This window comes from Flavobacterium glycogeni, assembly GCF_048286775.1.
Lineage (GTDB): Bacteria > Bacteroidota > Bacteroidia > Flavobacteriales > Flavobacteriaceae > Flavobacterium.
The window spans coordinates 103,807-130,737 of sequence record NZ_JBLVPV010000011.1 but is presented as its reverse complement, the minus strand read 5'-3'; the positions used below and the strand labels follow the sequence as shown (position 1 = coordinate 130,737).

Genomic DNA, 26,931 nt, shown 5'->3' with positions numbered 1-26,931 from the left:
GCGTGCAAACACAAACGGCTTAAACACGCTATAGAGTCTAGTTCTATGACTGACTTAAAAACAAAATTATAAAAAAAATATAGATTTATTTGGAAATCAACACAGAATCTATGTGGTAAAAATCAATTGCACCCAACGGGTTAAAATATTATTTATCCAAAGTGTGGATTATCAAAACCATCTTTTTCTTTTGAACAAAAACACGCCAAAAGCAGATAACAAAACGGATACGGAAATAACAATCCATATCCCATAGCGATTATCTTGTAAATCATTGGGAACGTTCATTCCATACAAACTAGCAATCAATGTTGGGATCATCAGAATTATCGAAATCGAAGTCATCTGTTTCATAATCGTATTCATATTATTAGAAATCACAGAAGCATACGCATCCATAGTTCCCGTTAAGATGTCGCTGTAAATATTAGTAGTTTCTTGTGCCTGACGCAATTCAATTTCAACATCTTCCAACAAATCCAGATCAAAATGTTCTTTTTGGGATTTTATATTCTTGATTCGATGCAACAAAATATCATTCCCTTTCAAAGATGTCATGAAGAATACCAAACATTTTTCTATTTGAAGCAACGCTTGTAACTCTTCATTCTTAATTGACTTTTCTAAATTGTCCTCGGCTAATTTTATTTTTTGATTGACCTGTTTTAAATATTTCAAAAACCAAACGCTGGAGGAAAGCAATAATTTTAGCACTAAATCGAAGTTGTCTTTAATGTTGATGTTTTTGCGTTTGGTGTAGGTTACAAAATCAGTAAGCATTTCCGTTTTATGGAAACTGATGGTGATGCAAACTTCTCCTTTAAAAACAACCCCGACAGGTATTGTATGAAAAGGCAATTTCACATCATTACTCTTCACAGGAATTCGCATGATAATCAAAGTCCAACCATTTTCAATTTCTATCCTTGGTCTTTCGTCAATATCTTCAATATCATTATAAAATGCTTCAGGAATTTGTAAGTCTTCGAGTAAATACTTTTTTTCTGCTTCGGTAGGACATTCAATATTTATCCAGCAGTTAGGAATCCATTCAGGAATGGCAATTAATCCGTTATTGTTTTTGTAAAAAGCTCTCATTTCAAAATTCTATAGGTTTATTTACAGCCTCTTGAAAATAGTTCAAGTGCTATATTAGTTCAACATTTCCGAATAATAATCGTCCATTTTAAAGGTCTTTTTTTAAGTGGTGCAAAAGTATTCTTTAAATTCCGTTTTAATATCAATTATCAGAATTTTATGCGTTTTTTAAGATAAAAAAAGCCTTAAACTTACATTTAAGGCTTTCAATCAAAACTATTTTTCTCTTTATTTATTTCTTTTCATTTCTCTTGCCAAAAGCGTATTTTTCAACAACATTGCAATGGTCATAGGTCCTACTCCACCCGGAACCGGAGTAATAAAAGATGATTTTTTACTCACCTGCTCAAAATCAACATCACCAGTGATTACATATCCTTTTTCGTTTGTTTCATCAGGAACACGAGTGATACCCACATCGATAACTACAACTCCATCTTTCACCATATTCGCTTTTAAGTAATTTGGTACACCTAAAGCCGTAATAATTATATCCGCCTGAATGGTAATTTCTTCAATATTTTTAGTGTAACTGTGCGTTAGAGTCACCGTTGAATTCCCAGGGAACCCTTTTCTTCCCATCAAAATACTCATAGGTCTTCCCACAATATGACTACGACCTATTACTACAGTATGTTTCCCTTTGGTCTCTACTCCGTATCTTTCTAATAATTCTAAAATTCCGAAAGGTGTTGCCGGAATAAAAGTAGTCATGTCTAATGCCATTTTTCCAAAATTCTCAGGATGAAATCCATCTACATCTTTACTTGGATCAACCGCCATTAACACTTTTTGCTCATCGATTTGTTCCGGAAGCGGCAATTGAACGATAAATCCATCAATAGCATCATTCTCATTCAATTCCTTAATCTTTTTCAACAATTCAACTTCAGTAGTTGTACTTGGCATTTTCACTAAAGTAGATTCAAAGCCTACTCTTTCGCAGGCTTTTACTTTACTTCCTACATAAGTTAAACTAGCTCCGTCGTTACCAACAATCAAGGCTGCTAAATGAGGTACTTTCTCCCCATTGTCTTTCATTTTTTGTACTTCTGCAGCGATTTCACTCTTAATATCTTCCGCTGTTTTTTTTCCGTCTAGTAGTTGCATTTTTAAAAATTGTTTAAATTTTAATTCTGAAGCTTTGACAACTTGAGACTTAAAGGTTTAGTAGTTGTGTAATTTGTATAAAAGAGTAAGGTTTAAAAACGCAACGAATTGAATTTTTAAACCTTACAAATAAATTATCTCATTCCGGCCATACCGCCTGGCATTCCGCCTTTCATGCCGCCCATCATCTTCATGAGGTTTTTTCCTCCTGGTCCCTGCATCATTTTCATCATCTTGCTCATTTGTTCGAACTGCTTCATCAATTGATTAACCTGCTCGATTTTGGTTCCGGAACCTTTTGCAATTCTGGCTTTTCTTTTTACATCAATCAAAGCCGGCTTGCTTCTTTCAATTGGAGTCATCGAATGAATAATTGCTTCAATATGTTTGAAAGCATCGTCTTCTATCTCAACATCTTTCATGGCTTTTGAAGCACCTGGTATCATTCCAACCAAATCTTTCATATTACCCATTTTCTTTACTTGTTGAATTTGAGAAAGGAAATCATCAAAACCGAATTCGTTTTTGGCAATTTTCTTTTGGATTTTTCTTGCTTCTTCTTCGTCAAATTGCTCTTGAGCTCTTTCTACCAAAGACACAACGTCTCCCATTCCCAAAATTCTTTCGGCCATACGAATTGGATAGAACACATCAATTGCATCCATCTTTTCCCCTGTACCTACGAATTTAATTGGTTTATTAACAACCGATTTAATCGAAATTGCAGCTCCACCACGTGTATCTCCATCTAATTTGGTTAAGATAACCCCATCAAAATTTAATCTTTCATTGAAGGTTTTCGCTGTATTTACAGCATCTTGACCCGTCATTGCATCAACAACAAACAACGTTTCATTAGGTTGAATCGCTTTATGAACGCGTTCTATTTCGTTCATCATTTCCTCATCGACAGCTAAACGACCAGCAGTATCGACAATCACAACATTGAACCCATTTGCTTTAGCATGTTTGATTGCATTTTGAGCAATTTCTACCGGATTTTTATTTTCTGGCTCTGAATAAACCTCAACTCCTATCGAATCTCCAACTACGTATAATTGTTGAATCGCCGCAGGACGGTAAATATCACAAGCTACTAATAATGGCTTTTTATTTTTCTTTGTTAAAAGATAATTGGCTAATTTTCCTGAGAAAGTAGTTTTCCCTGAACCTTGCAAACCTGACATTAAAATAATCGATGGATTCCCGGAAAGATTGATTCCGGCAACATCACCACCCATTAATTCTGTCAATTCATCTTTCACTAACTTCACCAATAATTGTCCTGGTTGAAGTGTAGTCAATACATCCTGACCAATTGCTTTTTCTTTTACTTTGGTGGTAAAATCTTTCGCAATTTTAAAGTTAACATCCGCGTCAAGTAAGGCTCTACGAACTTCTTTTAGAGTTTCGGCTACATTTACTTCGGTGATTTTTCCGTGACCTTTAAGTATATGAAAGGCTTTATCTAGTTTATCGCTTAAATTATCGAACATAGTATTGATTTATTTTGAGATGCAAATTTAAGCATTTGATTTTGAAGTTGTATTCATAATATTATAAAAAAAACAGCCTTTTTTGAGACTGTTTCTAAAGTTTTACGAAATCGTTAAACGATATAAATTTATTTTTTTTCGAAAGTCAAATAATTGATTCCATCAACATTGCCAGATTTACTTTTCAACCGAACCTTAGTTTCCGTAATTTCAGTAACATCCCAATGCTCTGTCAACTCCATTAATGTATCAGGACTTGAAAATGAAATTGCAAAATCCAAATCATTATCCGGATTATCATCAATACCATTCGATTTTACAATGGACCAATTTCCAGTGAACGTATTGGCAGCATTGTTAGAAGTCAAAATTTCATTCGTTCCAAAAGTGAAATTATATCCTGAATATTCACTTGTCATGTTACTATTTTTATCAAGAAAATAGCTCACTTTCCAAGTTCCTTGACTTATTATACTATTTACTTGTGTCAGATTATTTTTTGCAATAGACACCACTTCGGGATCATCAGCACAACATGTTCCGGCTACATTCAGCAAAAACAGACCAAACAAAAGCGGGTAAAAAAACATCTTTCTCATGATTAAAACATTTATTTAACACTAAATGTACCAAAAAAATATTATTTTCACAATAAAGAAGTTAAAAAAATTACATTCTCTCCGGAACGTTTATTCCCAACAAACTAAATGAGGCTGCAATAGTATCTGCTACTTTTTTAGATAATTGAACTCTGAAAATTTTCTTCTCTAAATCCTCTTCTCCAAGAATAGGAACAGCCTGATAAAATGAATTGTATTCACGAACTAAATCATACGTGAAATTTGCAAGCAAAGCCGGACTGTGATGCTGCGCTGCATTTTGAATAACTTCAGGGAACAACTCTAATTGTTTCACCAATTCTTTCTCTTTTTCGTGCAGCGTTGTTATTTTTGATTTATTCGAAAAGTCAAAATTGGCTTTGCGAATAATAGATTGAATTCTGGCGTACGTATATTGAATAAATGGCCCTGTATTTCCAGCAAAATCTACCGATTCTTCTGGATTAAAAAGGATTCGTTTTTTAGGATCTACTTTTAAAATATAATATTTCAAAGCACCTAAACCAATCGTGTTGTATAATTTTGCTTTTTCATCGGGAGAATAGGAGTCTAATTTCCCTAAATCTTCTGCAATTTTTTGTGCGGTATCTGCCATTTCCTGCATCAAATCATCGGCATCGACAACAGTTCCTTCGCGGCTTTTCATTTTTCCGGAAGGCAAATCTACCATTCCGTATGACAAATGGAATAGATTTTTAGACCAGTCAAAACCTAATTTTTTCAAGATAAGAAACAACACTTTGAAGTGATAATCTTGCTCATTTCCTACCGTATAAACCATTCCGCCTACATCTGGATAATCCTTCACACGCTGAATTGCAGTTCCAATATCTTGCGTCATGTAAACCGCAGTACCATCTGAACGCAATACAATTTTACGATCTAAACCTTCATCCGTTAAATCAATCCAAACTGAACCGTCAGGATCTTTTTCGAAAACACCTCTGTCCAAACCAATCTGAACGACATCTTTCCCTAATAAATACGTATTACTTTCGTAATAAAAACAATCGAAATTAACTCCTAAATTTTTATAGGTAATGGCAAAACCATCATAAACCCATTGGTTCATGGTTTTCCATAGCGTGATTACTTCATCATCTCCAGCTTCCCATTTTAACAACATTTCCTGCGCTTCCAGAATAATTGGCGCTTGTTTTTTGGCTTCTTCTTCCGTTTTACCGGCGCTCATTAATTGCGCTATTTCTTCTTTGTACGCTTTATCAAAAGCAACGTAGTAATTTCCAACTAATTTATCTCCTTTTAAACCTGTTGACTCCGGAGTTTGTCCGTTTCCGAATTTTTGCCAAGCCAACATCGATTTGCAAATATGGATTCCTCTATCATTAATGATTTGAGTTTTATACACTTTCTTACCAGAAGCTTTGATAATTTCCGCAACTGAATACCCCAAAAGATTATTACGTACGTGGCCTAAATGCAAGGGTTTATTGGTATTTGGTGAAGAATATTCGACCATTACCGCTTTATCTTCTGGATTTGGAGCAACAAAACCAAATTTAACATCGTCTTTTATTTCTCCGAAGAAATCCAAATAATAGTCATCTGAAATAACAATATTCAAAAATCCGGAAACCACATTAAACCGACTTACCTCAGCTAGATTTTCAACTAAATAGTTTCCTATTTTATTTCCCAATTCTACTGGATTACTTTTAACAACTTTCAACAATGGAAAAATAACCATTGTAATATCCCCTTCAAATTCCTTGCGTGTAGTTTGAAATTCAACTTTATCAATGGTAACGTCGAATAAAACTTTTACAGCTTTTTCAATAGAGGGCGTAAGAATCTGTGGTAATGTCATTTCGTGTATTGGTTTTAAGGGGGCAAAGATAGTCATATTGCAGTAATTTGAAAATTGGAAAACAAGATAATTTACACCTAAAAATGAAGCTTTTAACCTAGTTTAAGGTAGAATTCCATATTTTTTTCAAAAATCGATGTAACAAAATCCTTGTTCGGAAGTCTATTAAGTAAATTTTAATATTTAGTATTTGTTAAAAAATGTTAAATATTATTAAAAAAGGTATTATGCTTAACATAGTATTGTATAAAATAATATATTTGCATCATCAATCATTTTAATCAAATTAATCATGAAACTTAAATTAATTTTAATCTGCTTTATTGGAACGTTGTTTTCGATGCAGGCGCAAACTTCGGTCAAATCATCAATTCTGGAAAGTTCAGGAGAAATTTCAGGAAAAATTATTGACAAAAAGACAAACGAACCGTTACCCTATGTAAATATTGTGGTAAAAGAAAACAGCAAAGTCATTACTGGTGGTATTACATCTGATAAAGGAACTTTTCAAATAAAAAATTTAGCTTTAAAAGATTATACTGTTGAAATCCAATTTATGGGTTACAAAACAATCTCAAAATCGGCAAAATTAACGGAAGACAGAAGCATCAATTTTAATACAATTGCATTAGAAGAAGACGCGGTTCAGCTGGCTGGTGTTGAAGTAGTAAGCGAAAAATCAACTATTGTACAGAAAATCGACAGAAAGATTATTAACGTGGGTAAAGATTTGATTTCTGCCGGAGCAACAGCCGGAGAAATCTTGAATAATATTCCTTCCGTGAGTGTGGATCCACAAACGAATGCCATCAGTTTAAGAGGGAATTCTAATGTTCGCATACTAATCGACGGAAAACCAACGACCATGGATGCAGCGCAGGTATTGCAACAAATCCCATCAGCTTCTATCAAACAAATTGAATTAATCACCAATCCATCGGCAAAATACAATCCCGAAGGAATGAGCGGAATTATCAATATTGTTTTGAATAAAAACAGCAAACTTGGTTTTAATGGAAGCATTAATAACGGTGTAACCTTTGGTAAAACTCCAAAAGTAAATTCTTCTTTTGATTTAAATTATAGAACAGGAAAGTTTAATTTCTATGGGAATTATGGCTTTAATCATGGAAAAAACGCAAACCATGGTTTTATAAAAAGTTTTGAAACAAACAAAGAAAACCTTCAGAAGTTTGAATTTAACAATAAAAACACCTCGCATTTGGCCAAATTAGGATTTGATTTCTATATCAATGATAAAAACACATTTTCCTTCTATACCAATCAAAATATTTTTAAAGGAAATGGTTTTGGAAGTACCGATGTAGATTATGTTAACAACAGTAATATAGACAAATTACAACTTTTTGGAAGTAAAAGTGACAACCACTCCCAAACCTATAATTTTGACTATAAATTGAATTTCAAAAAAGAAGGACACAATTTAGAATTAGAAGTCAATTACAGCAAAAACAATGATCCAGAAGATGCCGTTTATACCAATTATAACAAAACCACCGGGGCATTAATTAATTCATTCAACAATGATGTGGAAACTTTAGGCAAAAGCACTATCGTTAATCTTGACTATGTTAATCCATTAACCGAAACTACCAAATTAGAACTGGGATTGGAAAGCAGAAATGATAATACCAACAATAGTTTATTCAAAGACAATGCTTTCGGTTCTGCATTTACTTATGACAGATCCTTGTATTCGGCTTATGCTACTTTAGGAAAACAATGGAAAAAATGGAATTTTCAAGTAGGAGCACGTTTGGAACAATACGATGTAGAGGCACTATTTAAAAAAGATGGCGAAGCCGATTCGAAATTTGAGGATGATATTTTAAGCCTTTATCCATCGACTTTTATAACCTACAATCCCAGCGATAACAACTCTTTCAACTTGAGTTTTTCAAGACGTGTAGACAGACCAAGTATTTCACAGGTAAACCCAATTAGAGAATGGAGTACCCCTACAATCGATTCTGAAGGAAACCCAGATCTAATCCCTCAATTTACCAATTCATTTGAATTAAATTACACCAGAAAAACTAAAATTGGATCTATCACTTCGGGTATTTTTTACAGAAGAATTGAAGACGAAATTACCAGAGTAATTTTTACCAATCCTGAAGATACAAACAAACAAATATTATCTTATGCCAACTTCGAAAACAATGATGCCTATGGTGTGGAAGTTTCCGGAAATTTAGATCTCAAAAAATGGTGGAGTGCCAATATCAGCTTAGATGCTTATAAGAAAACAGTAAAAGGAACGGTTGAAAATGAATCTGGAAATTTCGAATTTATAGCGGTTAATGCTACTACTTTCAATGCACGGATTAGCAACACGTTTAAAGCCACAAAGGACCTGCGTTTTCAGCTGTCTGGAATGTATAGAGGACGTGATGTGAGCTTGCAATTCTTAAGAGAGCCTATGTGGAAAATGGATATCGGAACCAGTTACAATGTATTAAAAGGAAGCGGAACCATCAGCGCCCGTTTCAGCGACATTTTCAACACCATGAATTTTGCTTTTAATGGCGACAGACCTTATAAAGCAAACGGGCAATTTAATTGGGAGAGCCAATCCGTTTACGTAGGTTTCAATTATAGATTCGGAAGTGGTAAAAATAAAGCCATTCAAAGAAAACAACGCGACAAAAATGAAACCCAAGGTAGTGGTGGGCTTTTATAAAAATTAGTTTTAATAATTTGTTGCCAAAAGAAAAACCCGGAGTATGCCACTCCGGGTTTTTCGATTTAAAAAATTGCTCTTTTACAAGTATTACAAAGTGATTTTTAAGGCTTTTATCTCATTGCCGTTTGCTGTTTCGCTTGAGTCTGTAATAGCTGACGAATGGTAAAAAAAAGCATTCGTTTTTTCCTGTAACAAACCAATATTTGATGAACGCAATCCCCCACCTGGCATAATGGTAATTCTATCATTTGCTTTTTTAACCAATTCTGCCAAAACATCAATCCCTTCTACTACATTTGTTTCTTGTCCGGAAGTCAAAATGGTTTTAAAACCACATTCAATTACGGATTCAAGTGATTCAAATCTGTTTTTTATTCCATCAAAAGCACGGTGAAACGTACATGGAAGCGGATTTGCCAAAGCTACTAATTCTCTATTTTGTTCCTTATTAAGACTACCATCTACTTTTAAAATTCCAAAAACAAAACCATCTACTTGTAGCTTTTTGAATGCTATGATTTCTGCTTTCATTTGTTCAAATTCAAAATCAGAATAAACAAAATTTCCTCCACGGGGACGAATCATTACATTCAAATCGACAGACAGAACGTCGCGGGCAGCTTTAGTTATTTCAAAATCTGGCGTTGTTCCGCCCTCTTTCATATTGGCACACAATTCTACTCTATCGGCACCATTTTTTTGTGCAATAATAGCCGATTCAAGATTAAAGCACGCTATCTCCAGTTTCCCTTTTTTCATTTATTTCATATGTAGTTCCTATTGTTTTTATTGGAATATGTAATTCGCATAATATCATCCATGTTTGCATCAAACTCTGGTTATGCTTATTTCAAAAAATAATCGGCATCAATTAATCGGTTTCCCGTTTCATCATTAACGGCATAGTTAAAACCTCCTTGAATGCAATACGAACCATACTCCCCTTTTTTATTCAAGGCGATGAAACCAACTTGAATGTCTTTTAGTTCTTTATTTCTATTCTTTGTTAATTTTACAATTCGAGCAACCGCTTCTTCACAGGCTTTTTGTGGTGATTTCCCTTGACGCATCAATTCGACAACCAGGTGACACCCTGAAATACGAATCACTTCTTCTCCGTGACCCGTTGCTGTGGCTGCACCAATTTCATTATCAACATACAAACCTGCACCAATAATTGGTGAGTCTCCTACACGCCCATGCATTTTGAAAGCCATTCCACTTGTGGTACAAGCACCGGAAAGATTTCCGTCAGCATCCAAAGCAATCATTCCAATGGTATCATGATTTTCGATATTAGCGATAGGCTTATATTGACTGGTTTTCAACCATTCTTTCCATTCTTTTTCGGATTCTTCAACTAATAAATTTTCTTTCACAAAACCCTGTGACAAAGCAAACTGTAAAGCTCCATCACCTACTAACATTACGTGTGGCGTTTTTTCCATCACTGCTCGAGCCACAGCTATAGGATGCTTAATATATTCTAAACAAGCTACCGATCCAATATTTGCATTTTCATCCATAATACAAGCATCGAGTGTAACCCGACCATCTCTGTCTGGTCGTCCGCCATACCCAACACTTCGTTCTTTAGGATCGCCTTCGGGAACTTTCACTCCTGCTTCTACAGCATCTAAAGCTCTCCCTTTATTTTTTAATATTTCCCAAGCGGCTGCGTTAGCTTGTATCCCAAAATTCCATGTAGAAAGCACAATGGGTTTCTTTCCTTTTTTAGATGAAAAATCATTTTCTTCTGGTTTCCCTTTGAATGAATTTAACGCCACAGCTGCAGAAGCTATCGCAGCTGTTTTTATAAAACTCCTACGGTTAGTCATATTTTCTATTTTATATTAGTCCAAATTTGGTTTAAAAAATAATTATAATTAAATACTATATTTCACTGAGTAAACTTGTAGCACCCAGTAAAGCCGAAATCTCATTATCAGTGGATACTAAGATAGTGACTTCACTCCCGGCATCCTTAATTTTTTGCTGAAAAGCCGGCAAGAAATAAACACTGGCATTTGCAATTTTACCGCCAATTATAAAGCTATCCGCTTCAAAGCTTCTCAACCACGGAAGTACAACTTCGGCTAAATCGGCTCCTACTTCCTCGAATACTTTTATGGCCAAAACATCTCCATCATTTGCACGATTAAAAAGTTCAAGACCATTGCTGATTTTTATTCCACTTACAGCTTCATAACGAGATAAAAGCCCCCGAACTGATACATAATCCTCAGCAATTCCCTCTTTAAATGGGAGGTTATATAATTCGCCATCTGCTGGCACTTGAGTTCCTGAATCTATTGCTTTACCATTGTCTATAAAAGAAGCTCCAAGACCGGTACCAAGGGTAACTGCCATTACTTTTTTTGAACTATTTTCTGCATTTTTAAAAAATTCTCCTTTACCAAAACAATTGGCATCATTATCGAAAAGAATGGGTAAATCATTAGAAAAATGAAGCCTTTCTTGAATTAATTCCCGGATATTTAAACTATAAAAATGTTCATATTTAGCTTGACCTTTTATCCAACAAGTGCCACTTTCATAATCAAATGGACCTGGCATACATACTGCTAATCCTTCCAACTTTTCTACCCCGGAATCCTTCCATGAAGTTCGAATGACTTTTTCCCAAATATCCATGACCTGTTCCACTGGCAAATTAGAATCAAAGGACTCTTTATGCAATGAAAAGTCAATAACTTTCATATCTTTTATATCTATAATCGCTGCGGTAATATGTGTGCCTCCTATATCCAATCCAATGGCGTATAATTTATTCATTTTTTCTTATTTATCTTATTATTTGAAAAAGTTACACGATAACTTTTTGTAAAATTGCACCGTTATGCTGCATTCTCCTATTCTACTATAATTTCATCTACAAATAACCATCCTGGTTTTCCTGCACCACTATGGCCCGGAGGGCAAAGATTATTTTTAGCCGTTACTCTGATGTACCTTACTGTCTGCTGTGCAAATGCTGCGCTAAAATCATATAATACCGTTTTCTGATTTATATCGATTGGGTTGTTAATCGTTTTTATTTCAGTAAAAACAGTTCCATCAGTTGAGATTTCAAATTTCACTGATTGTGGTAAAAAAATCCAGTCACTGTAATTTTGCAAACAACCCAATGAAATAGTTTTAATTGGTTTTGGTTCACCTAAATCAACTGTTGCAATCATATCTTTCCCGCTGAATCCATGCCAGTATTTACCAACTGCATTAGTACCTCTAACCCCATCCGTTAAAGAGTTTGGACCATCGGCCAAGTAATATTGGCTTACCGGATTAGTGTATTTGATAGCACTTCCAACTGCTTTATGCATCACAAAATTTTGTTTTGCAGCCTGCCCTTTTATTTGTCCGTCTACAACTGTGGATGCTTTTATTACAAGAGATGAGTTTACGGCAATAGGCTGTTCGTATTTTTCGCTTTGTATGGTAGGCTCTGAACCATCAGTGGTATACCGTATTTCTCCATTCAATGCCTCTGAAAAAAGAGTCACCATCAATTGTCCGTTTTGAGAAGAGGGCTTGATATTTACCGTGAAATTACCCGGAGAATAATGCAAGCCTTTTTGTGCATATCCTTTAAAGTGATATTGTAATCGTTCATTAAAACCATCCCAGTTTTTATTCTCTTTTGGAGACCATAACACTTCTGCTAACGCTGCCATACGAGGAAGGATCATATATTCCAGATGTTCCGTCGTAGTAATAAATTCAGTCCATACATTACCCTGAGCACCTAACACATATTTTCCTTCTTCCTCATTTAATTCTTTAGGAATAGGCTCATAATCATATACTTTTTTAACTGTATTGAAACCTCCAATGGCGAAAGGTTCTCCCTCTGGCCCTGCCTGATAATGGTCAAAGTAACACGGAGAACCGGGAGTCATTACCACATTGTGTTTCATTTTTGCTGCTTCGATTCCACCAGCTTCACCTCGCCAACTCATAACAGCAGCTTCCGGAGCAAGTCCTCCTTCTAAAATTTCATCCCAGCCAATCATTTTTCTCTTGTTGCTGATGATAAACTTCTCCATTCTTTTCATGAAATAACTCTGCAACTCATCTTCGTTTTTCAGCCCTTCCGCTTTCATTCTTTCCTGACAACGGGGACATTTTTTCCAAGGTGCTTTATCTACCTCATCCCCTCCTAAATGAATATAAGTAGAAGGAAAAAGTATCAAAACTTCACTAAGTACATCCTGTAAAAAAGAGAAAACCTCTTCATTTCCGGCACAATAATTAGATGACATATTAGTATAATTACCTCCCGTTAGTGGCAATTGCGGTTGTTGCATGCAACTTAATTGCGGATAAGAAGCTATCGCAGAAGCTACATGACCCGGCATTTCAATCTCAGGAACTATAGTTATGTTTCTCTCTGCAGCATATTTTACAATTTCTTTAATTTGTTCTTGCGTATAAAAACCTCCGTAAGTTGGCTTTTCTCCCTCTTTAGCTTGTGGTCTTTCTCGCCAATTTAGATTAGTGTTATCTACTCTCCAAGCCCCTATTTCTGTAAGTTTTGGATATTTTTTTATTTCAATTCTCCATCCTTGATCGTCCACAAGGTGCCAGTGAAACACATTAATTTTGTACGATGCCATCAAGTCAATGTATTCTTTTATCATATCGGGACCAAAGAAATGACGGCTTACATCAAGATGCATTCCTCTCCATTTAAAACGAGGATAATCATTTATCTGCATAACCGGCACTTCCAAAGCCGCATTAGTACGTATAGCCGGTAAGGTTTGCAATATCGATTGTATGCCGTAAAAAATACCTTTTGGACTGCTCGCTTTAATTACAATAGCAGTTGGAGATACAGTTAACTGATATCCTTCATCTTGAATATTTTTTTCAATTACAAACTCCACTTTTTTCGCTGCAGCTTTATTTGATTTTAAAGAAAATCCTGAAATATTTTTAATATAGGATGCCAAAAAATCAGCAGTTGCTTTTAACTCTTTTTGTGATTTTTTGTATTGGATAGTCGTATTTCCATCAATTGTAAAGTTACCATTCCCCATTTTAAGATCAACGGGTTTCGGAATAATAGAAGGCTGTTGTTGCGCATTTACTAACATTGAAGCTAATAAAAGAAATAATAGAACTGAACTTCTAAGTGCCATAACTGTTTGTTTTATTATACTGTTCATCGGTTATATTTTTATTTTGATAATCTAAAAAGAGGCTATTCTCACCTCTCAATCTTTTAACTGGTTTTGATTCTCAAATTCTATCTTTAGAAAACTGATTCATTATTTAATCACTTCACTTATCTCTTTGGCAACCGGATGATTGGCCTTAAAAGTATATCCCAACAGTTTAGCAATAGTCTGGGCAAATTGCTCCTGATAGAATTGTCCTTCTGTTTTTAGTTCTCCTTTGCCGGTAATTCCCGGCCCCATTGCTGCAAACCATATTTCGGATGCGCCTTGTATAGAACTTCCGTGACTCGTCCATTCTGCTTTAATTTTATCCCCACGGCCATGATCCGTTGTAAAGACTAAAGTAGTTTTGTTTTTATACTGTGGATCATTTTGCACAAAATCCCATATTTGCTTAATCCATGCATCTACTTGATGAGCGGCATCTAAATAGGAACGATATTGTCCTCCGTGCGCCCATTCATCTGTTTCTCCATAGGCGATATACAATACTTTTGGCTTATTGGTCTTTAATTCCTCCAAAGCTTCATATTGTGTAAACACATCTAAGCACTCGTCCAGATGCCAAGGCTTATAGGAATCAGCCAACATATCATTGATAAGATTTTGTTTCGCAGTTGGATTATTTCCTCCTATTTTATCAAAGGCTGAAGCTACCGGTATACCACTTCTTTTCTCGTTTAGGATTCTATCAAATGCTTCCCAAGCTCCAAAAGCAGCCACTTTACCTTTCAGCTTTGGTTGCTGGTTTAAAAACTCCAAGAGGGTTACATGAGGATTCGGCTTATAATCATTTGAATTGATTGCGGGATCAGCATAACCGGTCATTATTTCACTATACCCAGGATAACTAAACCAGTGTGGATTGGCATTATTTACCTTATTGTTATAATTTCTGTTGCCATATAATTGTCCTTTTTCAGCAACTTCTGACCACATAAAAGGCATCAGCTTTTCCCTGCGTTCTTTAACATCATCACTCCAGTATTTTTTAAAAATATAAGTGCTGTCACCCTGATTAAATTTACGATCATTGGCAATGGAAGAATCCATCCCTTTAAAAAGTTCCTGCCATCTCAACCCATCTGTTGTTATGATGATGATGTTTTCTGCTTGTTGTGCATTAGAAATAACACTTGTAAAAACCAACAATAGTACTGCAATTTTTTTCATTTTATTTTTTTCAAGTTATAGATAATATACTTTTCCGTTATTTTTGATAAACACTTACTTAATCAATTAATTTGTTCTTTTTAACTGGATTAATACCGGTTATAAAATATCCAAATTGGATTATTTAGCTGTTTTTATTTGATCTATCGCATCTAGCATCCCATTGCGCGGACTGTCTAAAACCAGTTCCCAAAACATAATACCTCCTAGTTTCTTTTGTATTGCATAGCTCGTTTTTGCTTTAACAGAAGCAATATCATCACCAGTAGCAAATAATTTTAATTTTTCATTATACCAGTAAGGTGCCTTTGCTTTTTTATCCCAAAAATATTTCCAACCATCAACCGTTGTAAATGAAGCGGTATATTTTTTAAAATTCACACCACCAGTTGGTTCACCAGATTGATATAAACCGTTATTAATATTGGATACTTCTTTCCAAATGCGGGTATAAAAGGCTGCTCCTATAACAAGTTTTTTGGCAGGTATTCCTAATTTTAATAAATAACTTACCGCTTTATCTGTAGATTCTTCATCCTTTTTAGTGCTAAACAATGGCGTATGATGCCCTGTAACTTTTGAATATCCATTTACCAAATCGTAACTCATAATATTTACACGGTTCACCAATGGCATTATTTTTTTCCATTCGACAGATTCGTCTAAATATTTCTGGAATCCTCCAGCCGCAAAACTCAATTCATTTTTATTCCCTAAGGTTTTACGAAGAATTTTTATAAGCTCCGTAAAATTATTTTTGTCAGCTTGTTGATACAAATGCCCTGGAACTCCTTCTATAGTTGGATATTCCCAATCTAAATCTATTCCGTCACACTTAAAATAAGTATTGACTTCTTGTACCGATTTTGCAAAAACCGCTCTTCCCTTTGCTGTAGAAAAAACATCGGAACAAGGTGCACAACCGCCCCATCCGCCTAATGACAACATGATTTTTAACTTCGGATTTTTAGCTTTTAATGATACGAGATGTTTGATCGTAAGGGAATCTTTAGCCGTGTCAACATTTAATTTACCCTCTTTCAAATGACAAAAACTATAAATAATATGCGTCAGTTTATTTATCTCAAACTCATTTATTAGTTTATCATCACCCGTGTAATATGCAATTACAGCTAGATTTTTATTGCTCTGAGCCGTTATACCATTAGTGATAAGAAGTAACAAAAAAAGGAATTTTATACTCTTCGTTTTTAAATTAGTATTAATTTTTTCCATTGCCATTGATATTGCTTAAATATTCTTATCGCTTAAAATTTGAGGGTACTTGTTACTCGTATGAACAATCAACTCCCCAAAAAGCGTATTTGCCCATGCAAACCATTTTCGGGTAAATTTTGTTGCGTCATCCTTATGAAAGGACTCGTGCATAAAACCAGTATCAGCATGTGTTTTTATCAAATTGCTAATACACTTTCTTATTTCCTTTTCATCTACACTGGTGATCGCTCTTAAAATAATACTCATCGGCCAGATGGTATCAGCGCCAGTGTGCGGACCACCAACACCTTCGCCTGCTTTTCCTTTATAAAAAAATGGATTGTTTTCTGAAAGGACTACTTTTCGGGTATTAAGATACAAACTACTATCCGGCTGAATCGCTCCTAAATACGGTAATGACAATAAAGAAGGTACATTGGCATCATCCATCATGTGAAAACTTCCGTATCCATTTACTTCAAAAGCAATAATTTTTCCAAATTTTGGGTGTTTGATAATTCCGTTTTCTTTCAATCCTTTCTGTACTTGTTCTTGCAATTCTTTGGCTTTGGCAACCAAATCAGTATCCTTAATTTCCGGCAGAGAGAAAATCTCCATTAAATAGCCGAGTACTTCAATGGCAAACATATTACTTGGAATCAAATACCCAAACAAGGTACTGTCATCACTTGGTCTAAAAGTAGAAACAATCAGCCCGCAAGGTTTTACCGGATAACCGTAACCACTCAATGGAACACCATCGGTGGCCCAAGCGGTAGTACGCTGAAAAGTGTACGGCCCTTTACTATCCATACGTTGCTGTTCTTTAAAAGTTTGCAATACCAAAAGCATGGCTTTTTTCCATTGGCTGTCAAACAAGCTTATATCTCCGGTTTCTTTCCAATAACCATGCGCCAATCGGATGGGATAACACAAACTGTCGATCTCCCATTTGCGCTCATGAATTCCCGGTTGCATTTTGGTAATATCATTTTTCCATTCACTTACTTGGTTGAAATCTTTATAAAAAGCATTCGCATACGGATCAAGCAAAATGCATTTTGTCTGACGGTTAATCACTCCTTTTACCAGTTCCCCGAGTTTTGCATCTTCCTTTACAAACGGAATGTACGGCCAAATTTGCGCTGTACTGTCACGCAACCACATCGCATCAATATCTCCGGTAATCACGTACGTATCCGGTTTGCCATCGATAATTTCAAAATCGACTGTAGTGTCCAATGTGTTCGGAAAACAGTTTTCGAACAACCAAGCCAGTTCCGGATTTGCAATTTGTTTTTTGATGCGTACTATAGCCGCTTCAATCGCTTCACTGGTAAATTTTCTTTCGGCTAATGGTGGACGTTTACTAACGAAATCCTTCATTGGAAAATTAAAAATATTGGACTCTGAAGCAAAAACTTTCGATTGAATTGCCAATAATCCTGCGGATAAAATCCCTGTGTTTTTTATAAATTTTCTACGTGTTTGCATCGTATTATTTTGAAGTTGAATAAGAATATGGATAACTACTCGACGAAGTTCCTCTTTGATTATTAGGAGTATTGTTCATGTCAAAATCCAATACCGTTCCTTTGAGCAAATCAAAATGATTGATATAGTTCTTTGTGTAAGTGGAATTATTCCATTTTAATTCCTGAACATATTTATTATCTTCCGAATTACCCGGAGCATTTATGATTACTTCTTTTCCATTTTCTAATTGCAACGTTACTTTCTTAAATAAAGGCGCTCCAAGAACATACTCCTCTGTAGCCGGACAAACTGGATAAAACCCCATTGCCGAAAAAACATACCAAGCCGAAGTTTGTCCGTTATCTTCATCACCACAATAACCATCTGCGGTTGGTTTGTACAAACGGTTCATTACTTCTCTGGACCAATATTGTGTTTTCCAAGGCTGACCAGCGTAGTTATACAAATAAATCATGTGCTGAATAGGCTGGTTGCCGTGCGCATATTGTCCCATATTCATGATTTGCATTTCCCGAATTTCGTGAATAACGGAGCCATAATAACTTTCGTCAAAAACTGGAGGCATTGTAAAAACAGCATCCAATTTAGTAGTGAATGCTTTTTCACCACCCATTAAATCAACCAAGCCTTGTACATCGTGAAAAACACTCCAGCTGTAATGCCAGCTGTTGCCTTCGGTAAAAGCATCTCCCCATTTGTAAGGATTAAAATCCGCAGGAAAACTTCCGTCTTTATTTCTTCCGCTCATCAATTTAAACGAAGGATTAAAAACATTTTTATAATTCATCATTCGTTTTTCAAACAAATTGATTTCTTTTTTGGGACGGTTCAAGGCTTTCGCCAATTTCCAAATAGCAAAATCATCGTACGCATATTCTAATGTTCGTGCTGCATTCTCATTGATTTTTACATCGTAAGGAACATAGCCTAACGTATTGTAATACGCTGCGCCTTTTCTACCTACCGCATCCATCGGCCCTTCATTATTGGCGCCATGCAACAAGGCTTCATACAATGTATTGATATCATAATCGCGCAATCCTTTCATATAAGCATCTGAAACTACGGATGCCGAATTATTACCAACCATCACATTTCTAAATCCCGGACTGGACCATTCCGGCAAGAATCCGCCTTCTTTATAATCGTTAATCAAACCTTCCTGCATTTCTTTATTTATGGAAGGATACACTAAATTCAGTAATGGGTACAATGCTCGAAAAGTGTCCCAGAAACCAGTACCAGCATACATATAACCTGGTAAAACCTTACCATTATACGGGCTGTAATGCATAATTTTTCGTGCGGCATCTATTTCATAATGTTTTTGAGGAAAACAAGCGGTACGGTACAAACAAGAATAAAAAGTTCTAAATTGTTCGTCACTGCCACCTTCCACTTGCACTTTACCTAAAACTTTATTCCACTCTTCTTTTGATTCCGCAACAGTTTTTTCAAAAGAAGTATTTCCTAATTCCGTTTTCAAATTCAACTCCGCTTGCTCAATACTTATAAATGAAGAAGCGACTCTAACATTGATTTTCTCTCCTTTTTTAGTTTTAAAGCTCACTACAGCACCTGCATGATTGGCTAAACTTTCCAATTTATCTTTTTCCAAAACAGTGTCTTTCCAAGTATAATTCGATGAAAAAGACTTGTCGAATACCAGCACAAAATAATTCTTGAAATTAGCCGGAACGCCACCGCTATTGCGAGTTGTGTATCCTATAATTTTATTTTCAGATGGAATAATCTTAACATAAGACCCTTTATCAAAAGCATCAATTACAATAGAAGATTGCTCATTTTCTGGAAAAGTGAATTGAAAATGTGCCGCTCTTTCGGTAGTGGTTAATTCGGTAGTCACATCATAATCGGCGAGATAAACGCTGTAATAATATGGCTTCACGGTTTCAGATTTATGACTGAACCAACTGGCTCTTTCCTCTTCTTTAAAAACTAATTTCCCAGTGACTGGCATGATGGAAAACTGTCCGTAATCATTCATCCACGGTGATGGCTGATGTGTTTGTTTGAATCCTCGAATTTTTTCAGCGGTATAAGTATAAATCCATCCGTCTCCCATTTTACCGGTTTGCGGTGTCCAAAAATTCATTCCCCAAGGTCTTGCAATCGCTGGATACGTATTCCCATTAGAAAGACTGTGCACCGATTGTGTGCCCATCAAAGGATTTACATATTCTACTGGATCTAAAACTTTGGTCTGTGCATTTGTTGTAACAAAAACGAAAAACAAACCGCAAATAATTATTATTTTTCTCATACCTTATAAAAATGTTGACTGTATATTTATTCTAAATTCAAACCTTTAACCCATAACCTTTACAACGGTCTATCCTCTTTTTTCACTCCCCAAGTTCCCGAAGGTTTGCTTCCCATATATAATTTCAATTCGCCTCCTTTTACAATCATATCGTGAGTGATATAAGATTTTGTATACGGTTTTCCATTATACTCCGCTTTTTGAATGTAAATATTAGTGCTGCTATTATTTATAGCATTTAATGTAAATGAAATATTGTTTTTATTTTTTACAGTTGCATTATTTACCAATGGGCTTCCCAAAATATAAATCCCGTTCGCTGGATTAACCGAATAAAATCCCATTGCCGAGAAAACATACCAAGCTGACATTTGTCCCAAATCTTCGTTACCACATAATCCATCCGGTTTTGTAGAATAGAATTTATCATCAATTTCCCGAATCAGTTTTGCTGTTTTCCAAGGTTGTCCTGCATAGGCATACAAATAGGGAATATGATGATTGGGTTCGTTTCCTTGCGCGTATTGTCCGATCAAACCGCTAATATCCGGGGAAGCTTCTTCGCCTTCCACTTTGTCAGTTATTAGGAACAGAGCATCTAACTTCGCTAGAAATTTATCTTCACTTCCAAACAAATCAATTAAACCATGAGGATCTTGAGGCACTAACCATGTGTATTGCCACGCATTTCCTTCTACATAATCGTCTTTTCGATGGGCAGACGAAAGCGGGTTAAAAGGCGTTCTCCAGTTTCCATTGGCTAATTTCCCTCTCATAAACGTTGTTTCTTTATCAAAATAAAGTTGGTACAAATTAGCTCTTTTTGAAAAATAAGCAAAATCCTCGGTCTTGTTCAAGGCTTTTGCCATCTGAGCCACACACCAATCATCGATGGCATATTCCAGAGCATTTCCAACAGTTTCTAACATCGTATCAGCAGGAATGTATTGCAGTTTTTGAACGTAATCCATTCCGTCGCGGGTTTGCATCGCCGTTTTCTTGATGGCTTCGTACGCAAGTGTCGTATCATAATCGCGGTAGCCTTTTAGATACGCATCAACAATAACTGCAATCGAATGATTTCCATTCATGGTATTGGTTTCGTTACCCATCAAGTGCCAAACCGGTAATCTTCCTTGTTGCTGATAGATTGCCAAGAATGATTTAACAATATCATTAATTTTATCAGGTTGCGTAATCGTGTACAAAGGATGCAAAGCACGGTACGTATCCCAAAGCGAAAAAGTGGTATAATTCGTGAAATTTGCTTTTTCATATACTTTTTTATCTGTTCCTCTGTAATCGCCATTCGCATCATTAAAAATAGAAGGTGCAAATGCCGTATGGTACAAGGAAGTGTAAAAAACTTTCATCGTTTTTTCATCGGCCTTTATCTGAATTTTATTTAATTCAGTATTCCATTTTGAATTGGCTTGTTTCACCGTTTTAGCAAAATCCCAAGTTGGAATTTCCGCTTTTATATTTGCGGAAGCATTCTCATAACTTACCGGAGAAAGACCAACTTTTACTAAAACCTGTTTATTTTTTAAAGTTGCAAAATCAATAACAGCTTTCATTCGGACACCTTCTCCTTCATTTCCTAACACCGCTGAAATGTTGTCATACAAGGAAATATTCGCAATAGGCTCCGAAAATTCCATTGCAAAATATAGCCTTTGATCATCAGCCCAACCTTTCGAATGACGATAACCAACAATGGTTTTAGCTCCTGTTTTTTTTATGAATGTTTTCATTGGTTTATCCCAACCCACACCATCGGCTAAATCAAGTAAAATATGGGAATCATCAACAGAATTAAAAGTGTATTTATGAAAACCAACTCTTTCGGTTGCCGTTAATTCAGCCTTTATTTTATATTTATCGAGTAAAACGCTGTAATATCCTGGCTTAGTAATTTCATTTTCATGCGAAAAATAAGAGCCATAACCGGTAACCATATCTTCCTTTGTTCCTTTGGTAAGCGGCACTTTTCCTGATACCGGCAGCAAAAGAATATCATTCAAATCTCCAATTCCGGTTCCGCTCAAATGGGTATGTGTAAATCCTAATATCGTATTACTCGCGTAATTATAGCCACTGCACCAATCCCAACCTTCAAAAACATTTACCGGTCCTAACTGAACGGCTCCAAAAGGAACATTAGCACCCACAAAAACATGGCCATGACCAGCAGAACCAATCAGAGGATTTACATATTGAGTGTAATCTAAATTATTTTGTTTTTTGGTTTTCACCTGTGAAGTTACTGGCAAAATACCTAAAATAATTATTGAGAAAACAATGTGTTTATATTTTGAAATCATTTTGTTTGTTTTTTAAAATATGAATTGCGTGCTGTAAAAATAAATCTCTGTGAAGAAATGGAACACAGATGACGCGGATTTAATATTTATAATTAGTTGGATTAAAAACAACATTTAATCCTACTTTAGATTTGATATTCATTATATCCTTTAATCCCTTTATTCTACTTGTATCGATTAATTACATCATACAATGACATAACTGTTATAATTGGCTTTGTTATTTTTCCTTCGAACGAAAGTTTCATTTCTTCCCCAGCTTTCAAATCCATATAATTATCAGTTAGTTTTCCTTCGTATCCCTTAATTTCCACATATACATATTTGGCTGGTCTCAGGGCTTTAATGATTATTTCATTTCCTTTAATTGTCCAGGTAATTTTAGGATTTTCCAATTTCAAATCTATAGGACGCGTCAGGTCTATTTCAGGTGTTTTATCATCCCGATAGGCTTCCCGCATGGCATACCAAGCTGCTTTGGGTTGTCGGTTATAATAATCGGTGACACTCCAACTCGCCACAGGCCAACAATCATTCAATTGCCAAACTAAAGTTCCCATATTATAAGGCGCTTTGGAACGGTGAATCCCAATAATATTCTTTAGTGAATAATGCTGCAAACACTGCGTAAGATAAGTATAATCGGCCACTTTCATATTTTTAACTTTGGTGGAATCAATAAAATAACGGTTCAAGTAGGAGTTTAACTTTGTAAACCCTTTCCCTGCTTTTTGATGTGCTTTTAATACATCCGAAAATAAATAGCGATCTTCAGGTGACGTAAATTTTTCTATTGAAGAATAATTCGGCATCGCTTGCATCCCATATTCACTAACGAAACGTCCTGTTTTATTTTTAACCACTTCAATATCTTCCAGTCCCCACCAAGTTCCCCAATAATGGCTATCGCCTTCTGTAATGCTTTTCTCTTTACCCCAACCAAATAAGGGCGAGCTGCTGATATACGGTCTCTTATCATCTACTTCTTTTACCCATTTTGGAATACTGTCCTGAAACAATCGAACATAATCTTTCCACAAACGAGTCGAATCCTGCTTTGACATATTCATCGATTTTTGCCAGCCCCAGTTTTTAAATGCTTCATCCGATTCGTTATTCCCACACCACAAAACAATACTCGGATGATGACGCAAACGCTTTACTTGGTATTGAACTTCTTCTTTTACATTGTCAAAAAAGGCTTTGTCTCCGGGAACCATTGTTCCGGCAAACATGAAATCCTGCCAAACATTGATTCCGTATTTATCACATAAATCATAAAAATAATCGTCTTCATAAATTCCGCCGCCCCAAATACGAAGCATATTCATGTTGGCATCTTTCGCCATAGAAATTACTTTTTCATATTCCTTTTTGGTAACTCTCGAAAGGAAAGCATCCGATGGAATGTAATTGGCTCCTTTCATATAAACCGGCTTCCCATCAATTTTAAAATAAAATGATTTTCCAAGGCTGTCCGGTTGTTGTACCAATTCTATTTTACGGTTGAGAACATACGGTTTCTCTGGTGTTTTTTCATCGAAAGTTTCCAATCGTACTTCTTTCCAAATGCCGCAAGTCGTAAATTTAGGTCCCCAATCCCAACCAAAATGATACTGTGCTTTCCGAACATACAAACGAGGATTATCTGGAATTACAAAAGGCAAATCTTTCTTGGCAAGTAAATCCACAACATTTTGCGCAGATAGAAAGACAATCACTAATTTATTCGTACCGGGATGCAAATACTTTTTCACATCAACACGCCATTGACGAAACATGTTATTCGCTTTTAATACTAATTTTCCATTCAAATAAACGGTTGCATAGGTATCCAGCCCGTCAAAAACGAGTTCCGTATTTTTTCTCTTTAAAATTTCTGCACTAATCTGAAAAGACGTTTTATATTCCCAGTTTTTTTTCTCAATCCACTGCAGTTTTTTCTCATTGTCACGGTAGTATGGATCTGGAATGAGTTTGTTATTCAACAAATCAGTATGCACTTCTCCCGGAACTGTAGCGGCATTCCATTTTACCGTTTTCTCCTGACGAAATTGCCAGCCGTTTTTTAAAACTACGGAACTATTTTGGGCATTCGCCACAAAGGACAGGTTTGCAAAACAAAGGATAACAAACCAATAAAAGCCTTTCTTACATTTCATTGTGATTCGGTATTTTTAAAAATTATTACTGTGCTGATTTATTTTAAGTTAAATTTTTCTTTTTGGAACCCAAAACTTTTCTTATTCATTCTCATTAGTATTTTATAAATAAATACATTCTTAAAATAAAAGAGGGAGTATCGTTTGTAACAACATCCCTCCTTTCAGGTCCTGTTCCTTCAGAATAACTAACAAAAATCAGTAAACATTACCTCTTAAAAAAACAATTTTATTATACTATACACAGTAAAAATTGATTTTTTTATTTAATGAAAAGCACTTTTATTTTTCTAAAAACATATTCCATCTGAAATATACGTTGAAGATCAAATATAAACCTAGTACTTTTTTATACTTGCTAAAGGCAAAACTAACATCGATATAAAAGTATTCGCAACAAATGAAGCTTTTTTAGATTGGTTTTAAAAGATAGTTGCTTATAATTCCATTTTTTTCAGCAGAGAACAATTTTGTCTATTGCGAAAAAAAAGAGATTAAAAACAGTAATCCTAAAGCCTTTAATTAACCTAAAGTCTTTCACACTTTCTTGCTCATCCTTAAAATTAATAGCGTCATGTGATAAAATAAGTCGGGTAAATAACATACCCGACTCATTTTTTAATTTTAATCTAAGATTATTTTACATCCCAGAAAATTTTAGTACTTAAATTATCATTTGCTTTAACTGCATTGTAATTCTCAGGATTATAAACACTCTCAGAATTTGGATATGTCCAACGTGTTGGTGGAGTTTTTCTGATACTGCTTGTTTCATCCTCTAGGAAAGTTAAAACTGGAAGTTTTAATCTTCTTTGTTCAGCCCAAGATTCGTCTGCTTGCATTACATTGTAGTGAATATACTTTTGGAAAGCAATCAACTGCAATTGAGCGGCAGGTGTTACAGCTCCAGCAAAATTGATTTTTAGAATATAAGCATCAATTTGAGCAGTTGTTGGTTCAACCGTTGGCTTCCAAGTAAGAACATCAGCTTTATCCCCTAATCTTACATAATATTCAACCGATTGTCTGATCGCTTTCTCGAAATGAGTTTTTGCCGTACCAGCATTACCAGTTCTTGAATAGTATTCCGCAAGAAGTAAGTTTACTTCAGCAGCATTGATCAATGTCCCTGGTAACCATTTGTTTTGACTGATTACAGAACGATTATAGATTGCAATTTTACCATCAATGATTAATTGATCTTGAACTGATGAAGCCAACACTGGATCAAGTCCTGTATAAACACCTGCTGCAGAACCACCTGCTTCAAACAACCAAGGTTTACGAGGGTCAAGATTAGCATTCATGTGATCAATCATAGGTTTTGGAGCAACATTATTGTTCCATGACTCTAAAGCGTCTTTAAAACCTGAAGTATTCAACCCAGTATCAGAATTTTGATTATAAACTCTGAACGCAATATTTTCTGCATTTTCATCTACAATGTTTCCTTCAGCAATGATTTGAGCAATTTCAGTAGTTGCTCTTGCTGAAAAAGCAGGAACTGCAGAAACTCTGTTCAACATTTTCAAACGCAAAGAATTACAATAGTTTTTCCAACTTGTCAAGTTTCCTTTATTGATCAAGTCTTGATTTTTGAATTCAAAATCTATCTTAGCAGACAACGTAATTGAATTCAATTCAGTAGAGAAAGCTTTCAATTGATCCAACATCATGGTATACATTTCCGTTTGATTATCATACTTAGCCAATGCACTAGCGTAATCACCACCGGTCATACTGATTTTACCCGCTTCAGAGAAAGGAATATCCCCAAAGTTATCAATCATTTTTGATGTATGATCGAATAAATAAATAGTTGAAGCAATGGTATAGATTCTATTATCAGCCTGCTCAGCTGCAGGCAATGAAGCCATCACTTTTTCTAACTCTCTATATTGGGTAATGAACCTGTAATATCTATCCCATCTGTTGGTTACAGCTGCTCCCGGAATATAACGACCAGTTGTATTTGTAAATCCATGTGCCTGAGTGTACGTTAAAGAAGTCGTTCTTATAACTGTAAAATAATTCCAATACGACGGAATTACATCCTCGTAATTGACTTTCATGAAACCGGCAAACTGTTTAGGAACAGTTGTTGTTGTAACCTTAGAAGGATCTCTATAAGCATCTGCAAACTCGTCTTGCGAACAAGAGCCAAAGAAAACAGCTAAGCTTGCCAGTGATATATATAATAATTTTTTCAT

The 26,931-nt window shown here is 35.4% G+C and carries 17 protein-coding genes; 1 reads left to right on the top strand and 16 read right to left on the bottom strand.

Annotated elements, in window-relative coordinates; all coding sequences use genetic code 11:
* Positions 1 to 171 precede the first annotated feature (171 nt).
* From ACNQGX_RS10885 to argS, 5 genes are all read right to left on the bottom strand, one after another.
* On the bottom strand, positions 172 to 1,098 hold the full coding sequence (locus ACNQGX_RS10885) for a magnesium transporter CorA family protein (RefSeq protein WP_417976178.1): 927 nt from the start codon (positions 1,096 to 1,098) through the stop codon (positions 172 to 174).
* Between the two features lie 228 nt (positions 1,099 to 1,326).
* Positions 1,327 to 2,208, bottom strand: a complete 882-nt coding sequence (locus ACNQGX_RS10880) for a bifunctional 5,10-methylenetetrahydrofolate dehydrogenase/5,10-methenyltetrahydrofolate cyclohydrolase (RefSeq protein WP_417976176.1) — start codon at positions 2,206 to 2,208, stop codon at positions 1,327 to 1,329.
* 134 nt (positions 2,209 to 2,342) lie between these two features.
* Positions 2,343 to 3,704: a signal recognition particle protein gene (gene ffh, locus ACNQGX_RS10875; protein WP_417976173.1), complete on the bottom strand. Its 1,362-nt coding sequence runs from the start codon at positions 3,702 to 3,704 to the stop codon at positions 2,343 to 2,345.
* A gap of 128 nt (positions 3,705 to 3,832) precedes the next feature.
* Positions 3,833 to 4,303 (bottom strand): hypothetical protein, encoded by a 471-nt coding sequence (locus tag ACNQGX_RS10870; protein ID WP_417976170.1) that lies wholly within the window; start codon positions 4,301 to 4,303, stop codon positions 3,833 to 3,835.
* Positions 4,304 to 4,373: 70 nt separating this feature from the next.
* The gene (gene argS / locus ACNQGX_RS10865; RefSeq protein WP_417976182.1) at positions 4,374 to 6,152 is read right to left on the bottom strand and encodes an arginine--tRNA ligase; all 1,779 of its coding nucleotides are present in this window, start codon (positions 6,150 to 6,152) and stop codon (positions 4,374 to 4,376) included.
* A gap of 292 nt (positions 6,153 to 6,444) precedes the next feature.
* Between argS and ACNQGX_RS10860 the strand changes: the two genes are divergently transcribed.
* Positions 6,445 to 8,856 carry a TonB-dependent receptor gene (locus tag ACNQGX_RS10860; protein ID WP_417976168.1) on the top strand — a complete coding sequence of 804 codons (2,412 nt, stop codon included), beginning with the start codon at positions 6,445 to 6,447 and terminating at the stop codon, positions 8,854 to 8,856.
* A gap of 90 nt (positions 8,857 to 8,946) precedes the next feature.
* Here ACNQGX_RS10860 and ACNQGX_RS10855 read toward each other — a convergent pair whose 3' ends face one another.
* The 11 genes from ACNQGX_RS10855 to ACNQGX_RS10805 all read right to left on the bottom strand — a co-directional run bounded on the left by ACNQGX_RS10855 (position 8,947) and on the right by ACNQGX_RS10805 (position 26,931).
* Positions 8,947 to 9,618 carry a copper homeostasis protein CutC gene (locus ACNQGX_RS10855; RefSeq protein ID WP_417976166.1) on the bottom strand — a complete coding sequence of 224 codons (672 nt, stop codon included), beginning with the start codon at positions 9,616 to 9,618 and terminating at the stop codon, positions 8,947 to 8,949.
* Between the two features lie 86 nt (positions 9,619 to 9,704).
* Positions 9,705 to 10,697 (bottom strand): isoaspartyl peptidase/L-asparaginase family protein, encoded by a 993-nt coding sequence (locus ACNQGX_RS10850; RefSeq protein WP_417976164.1) that lies wholly within the window; start codon positions 10,695 to 10,697, stop codon positions 9,705 to 9,707.
* Positions 10,698 to 10,752: 55 nt separating this feature from the next.
* Entirely contained in the window at positions 10,753 to 11,655 is a 903-nt protein-coding gene (locus ACNQGX_RS10845) for an ROK family protein (protein ID WP_417976161.1), read from the bottom strand.
* Positions 11,656 to 11,732: 77 nt separating this feature from the next.
* Complete coding sequence (locus ACNQGX_RS10840; protein ID WP_417976159.1) at positions 11,733 to 14,051, bottom strand: glycoside hydrolase family 20 protein; 2,319 nt, start codon at positions 14,049 to 14,051, stop codon at positions 11,733 to 11,735.
* 102 nt (positions 14,052 to 14,153) lie between these two features.
* A complete protein-coding gene (locus ACNQGX_RS10835; protein WP_417976157.1) occupies positions 14,154 to 15,236 on the bottom strand; it encodes a sulfatase-like hydrolase/transferase in 1,083 nt (360 codons plus the stop codon).
* A gap of 120 nt (positions 15,237 to 15,356) precedes the next feature.
* On the bottom strand, positions 15,357 to 16,472 hold the full coding sequence (locus ACNQGX_RS10830; RefSeq protein WP_417976155.1) for a glycoside hydrolase family 18 protein: 1,116 nt from the start codon (positions 16,470 to 16,472) through the stop codon (positions 15,357 to 15,359).
* Positions 16,473 to 16,487: 15 nt separating this feature from the next.
* Entirely contained in the window at positions 16,488 to 17,948 is a 1,461-nt protein-coding gene (locus ACNQGX_RS10825) for a glycoside hydrolase family 125 protein (RefSeq protein ID WP_417976153.1), read from the bottom strand.
* Between the two features lie 4 nt (positions 17,949 to 17,952).
* A complete protein-coding gene (locus ACNQGX_RS10820) occupies positions 17,953 to 20,235 on the bottom strand; it encodes a GH92 family glycosyl hydrolase (RefSeq protein WP_417976152.1) in 2,283 nt (760 codons plus the stop codon).
* 59 nt (positions 20,236 to 20,294) lie between these two features.
* Positions 20,295 to 22,559 carry a GH92 family glycosyl hydrolase gene (locus ACNQGX_RS10815; protein ID WP_417976150.1) on the bottom strand — a complete coding sequence of 755 codons (2,265 nt, stop codon included), beginning with the start codon at positions 22,557 to 22,559 and terminating at the stop codon, positions 20,295 to 20,297.
* Positions 22,560 to 22,723: 164 nt separating this feature from the next.
* Positions 22,724 to 24,721, bottom strand: coding sequence for a beta-mannosidase (locus ACNQGX_RS10810; RefSeq protein WP_417976147.1), 1,998 nt, complete (start codon positions 24,719 to 24,721; stop codon positions 22,724 to 22,726).
* Positions 24,722 to 25,356: 635 nt separating this feature from the next.
* A complete protein-coding gene (locus ACNQGX_RS10805; protein WP_417976144.1) occupies positions 25,357 to 26,931 on the bottom strand; it encodes a SusD/RagB family nutrient-binding outer membrane lipoprotein in 1,575 nt (524 codons plus the stop codon).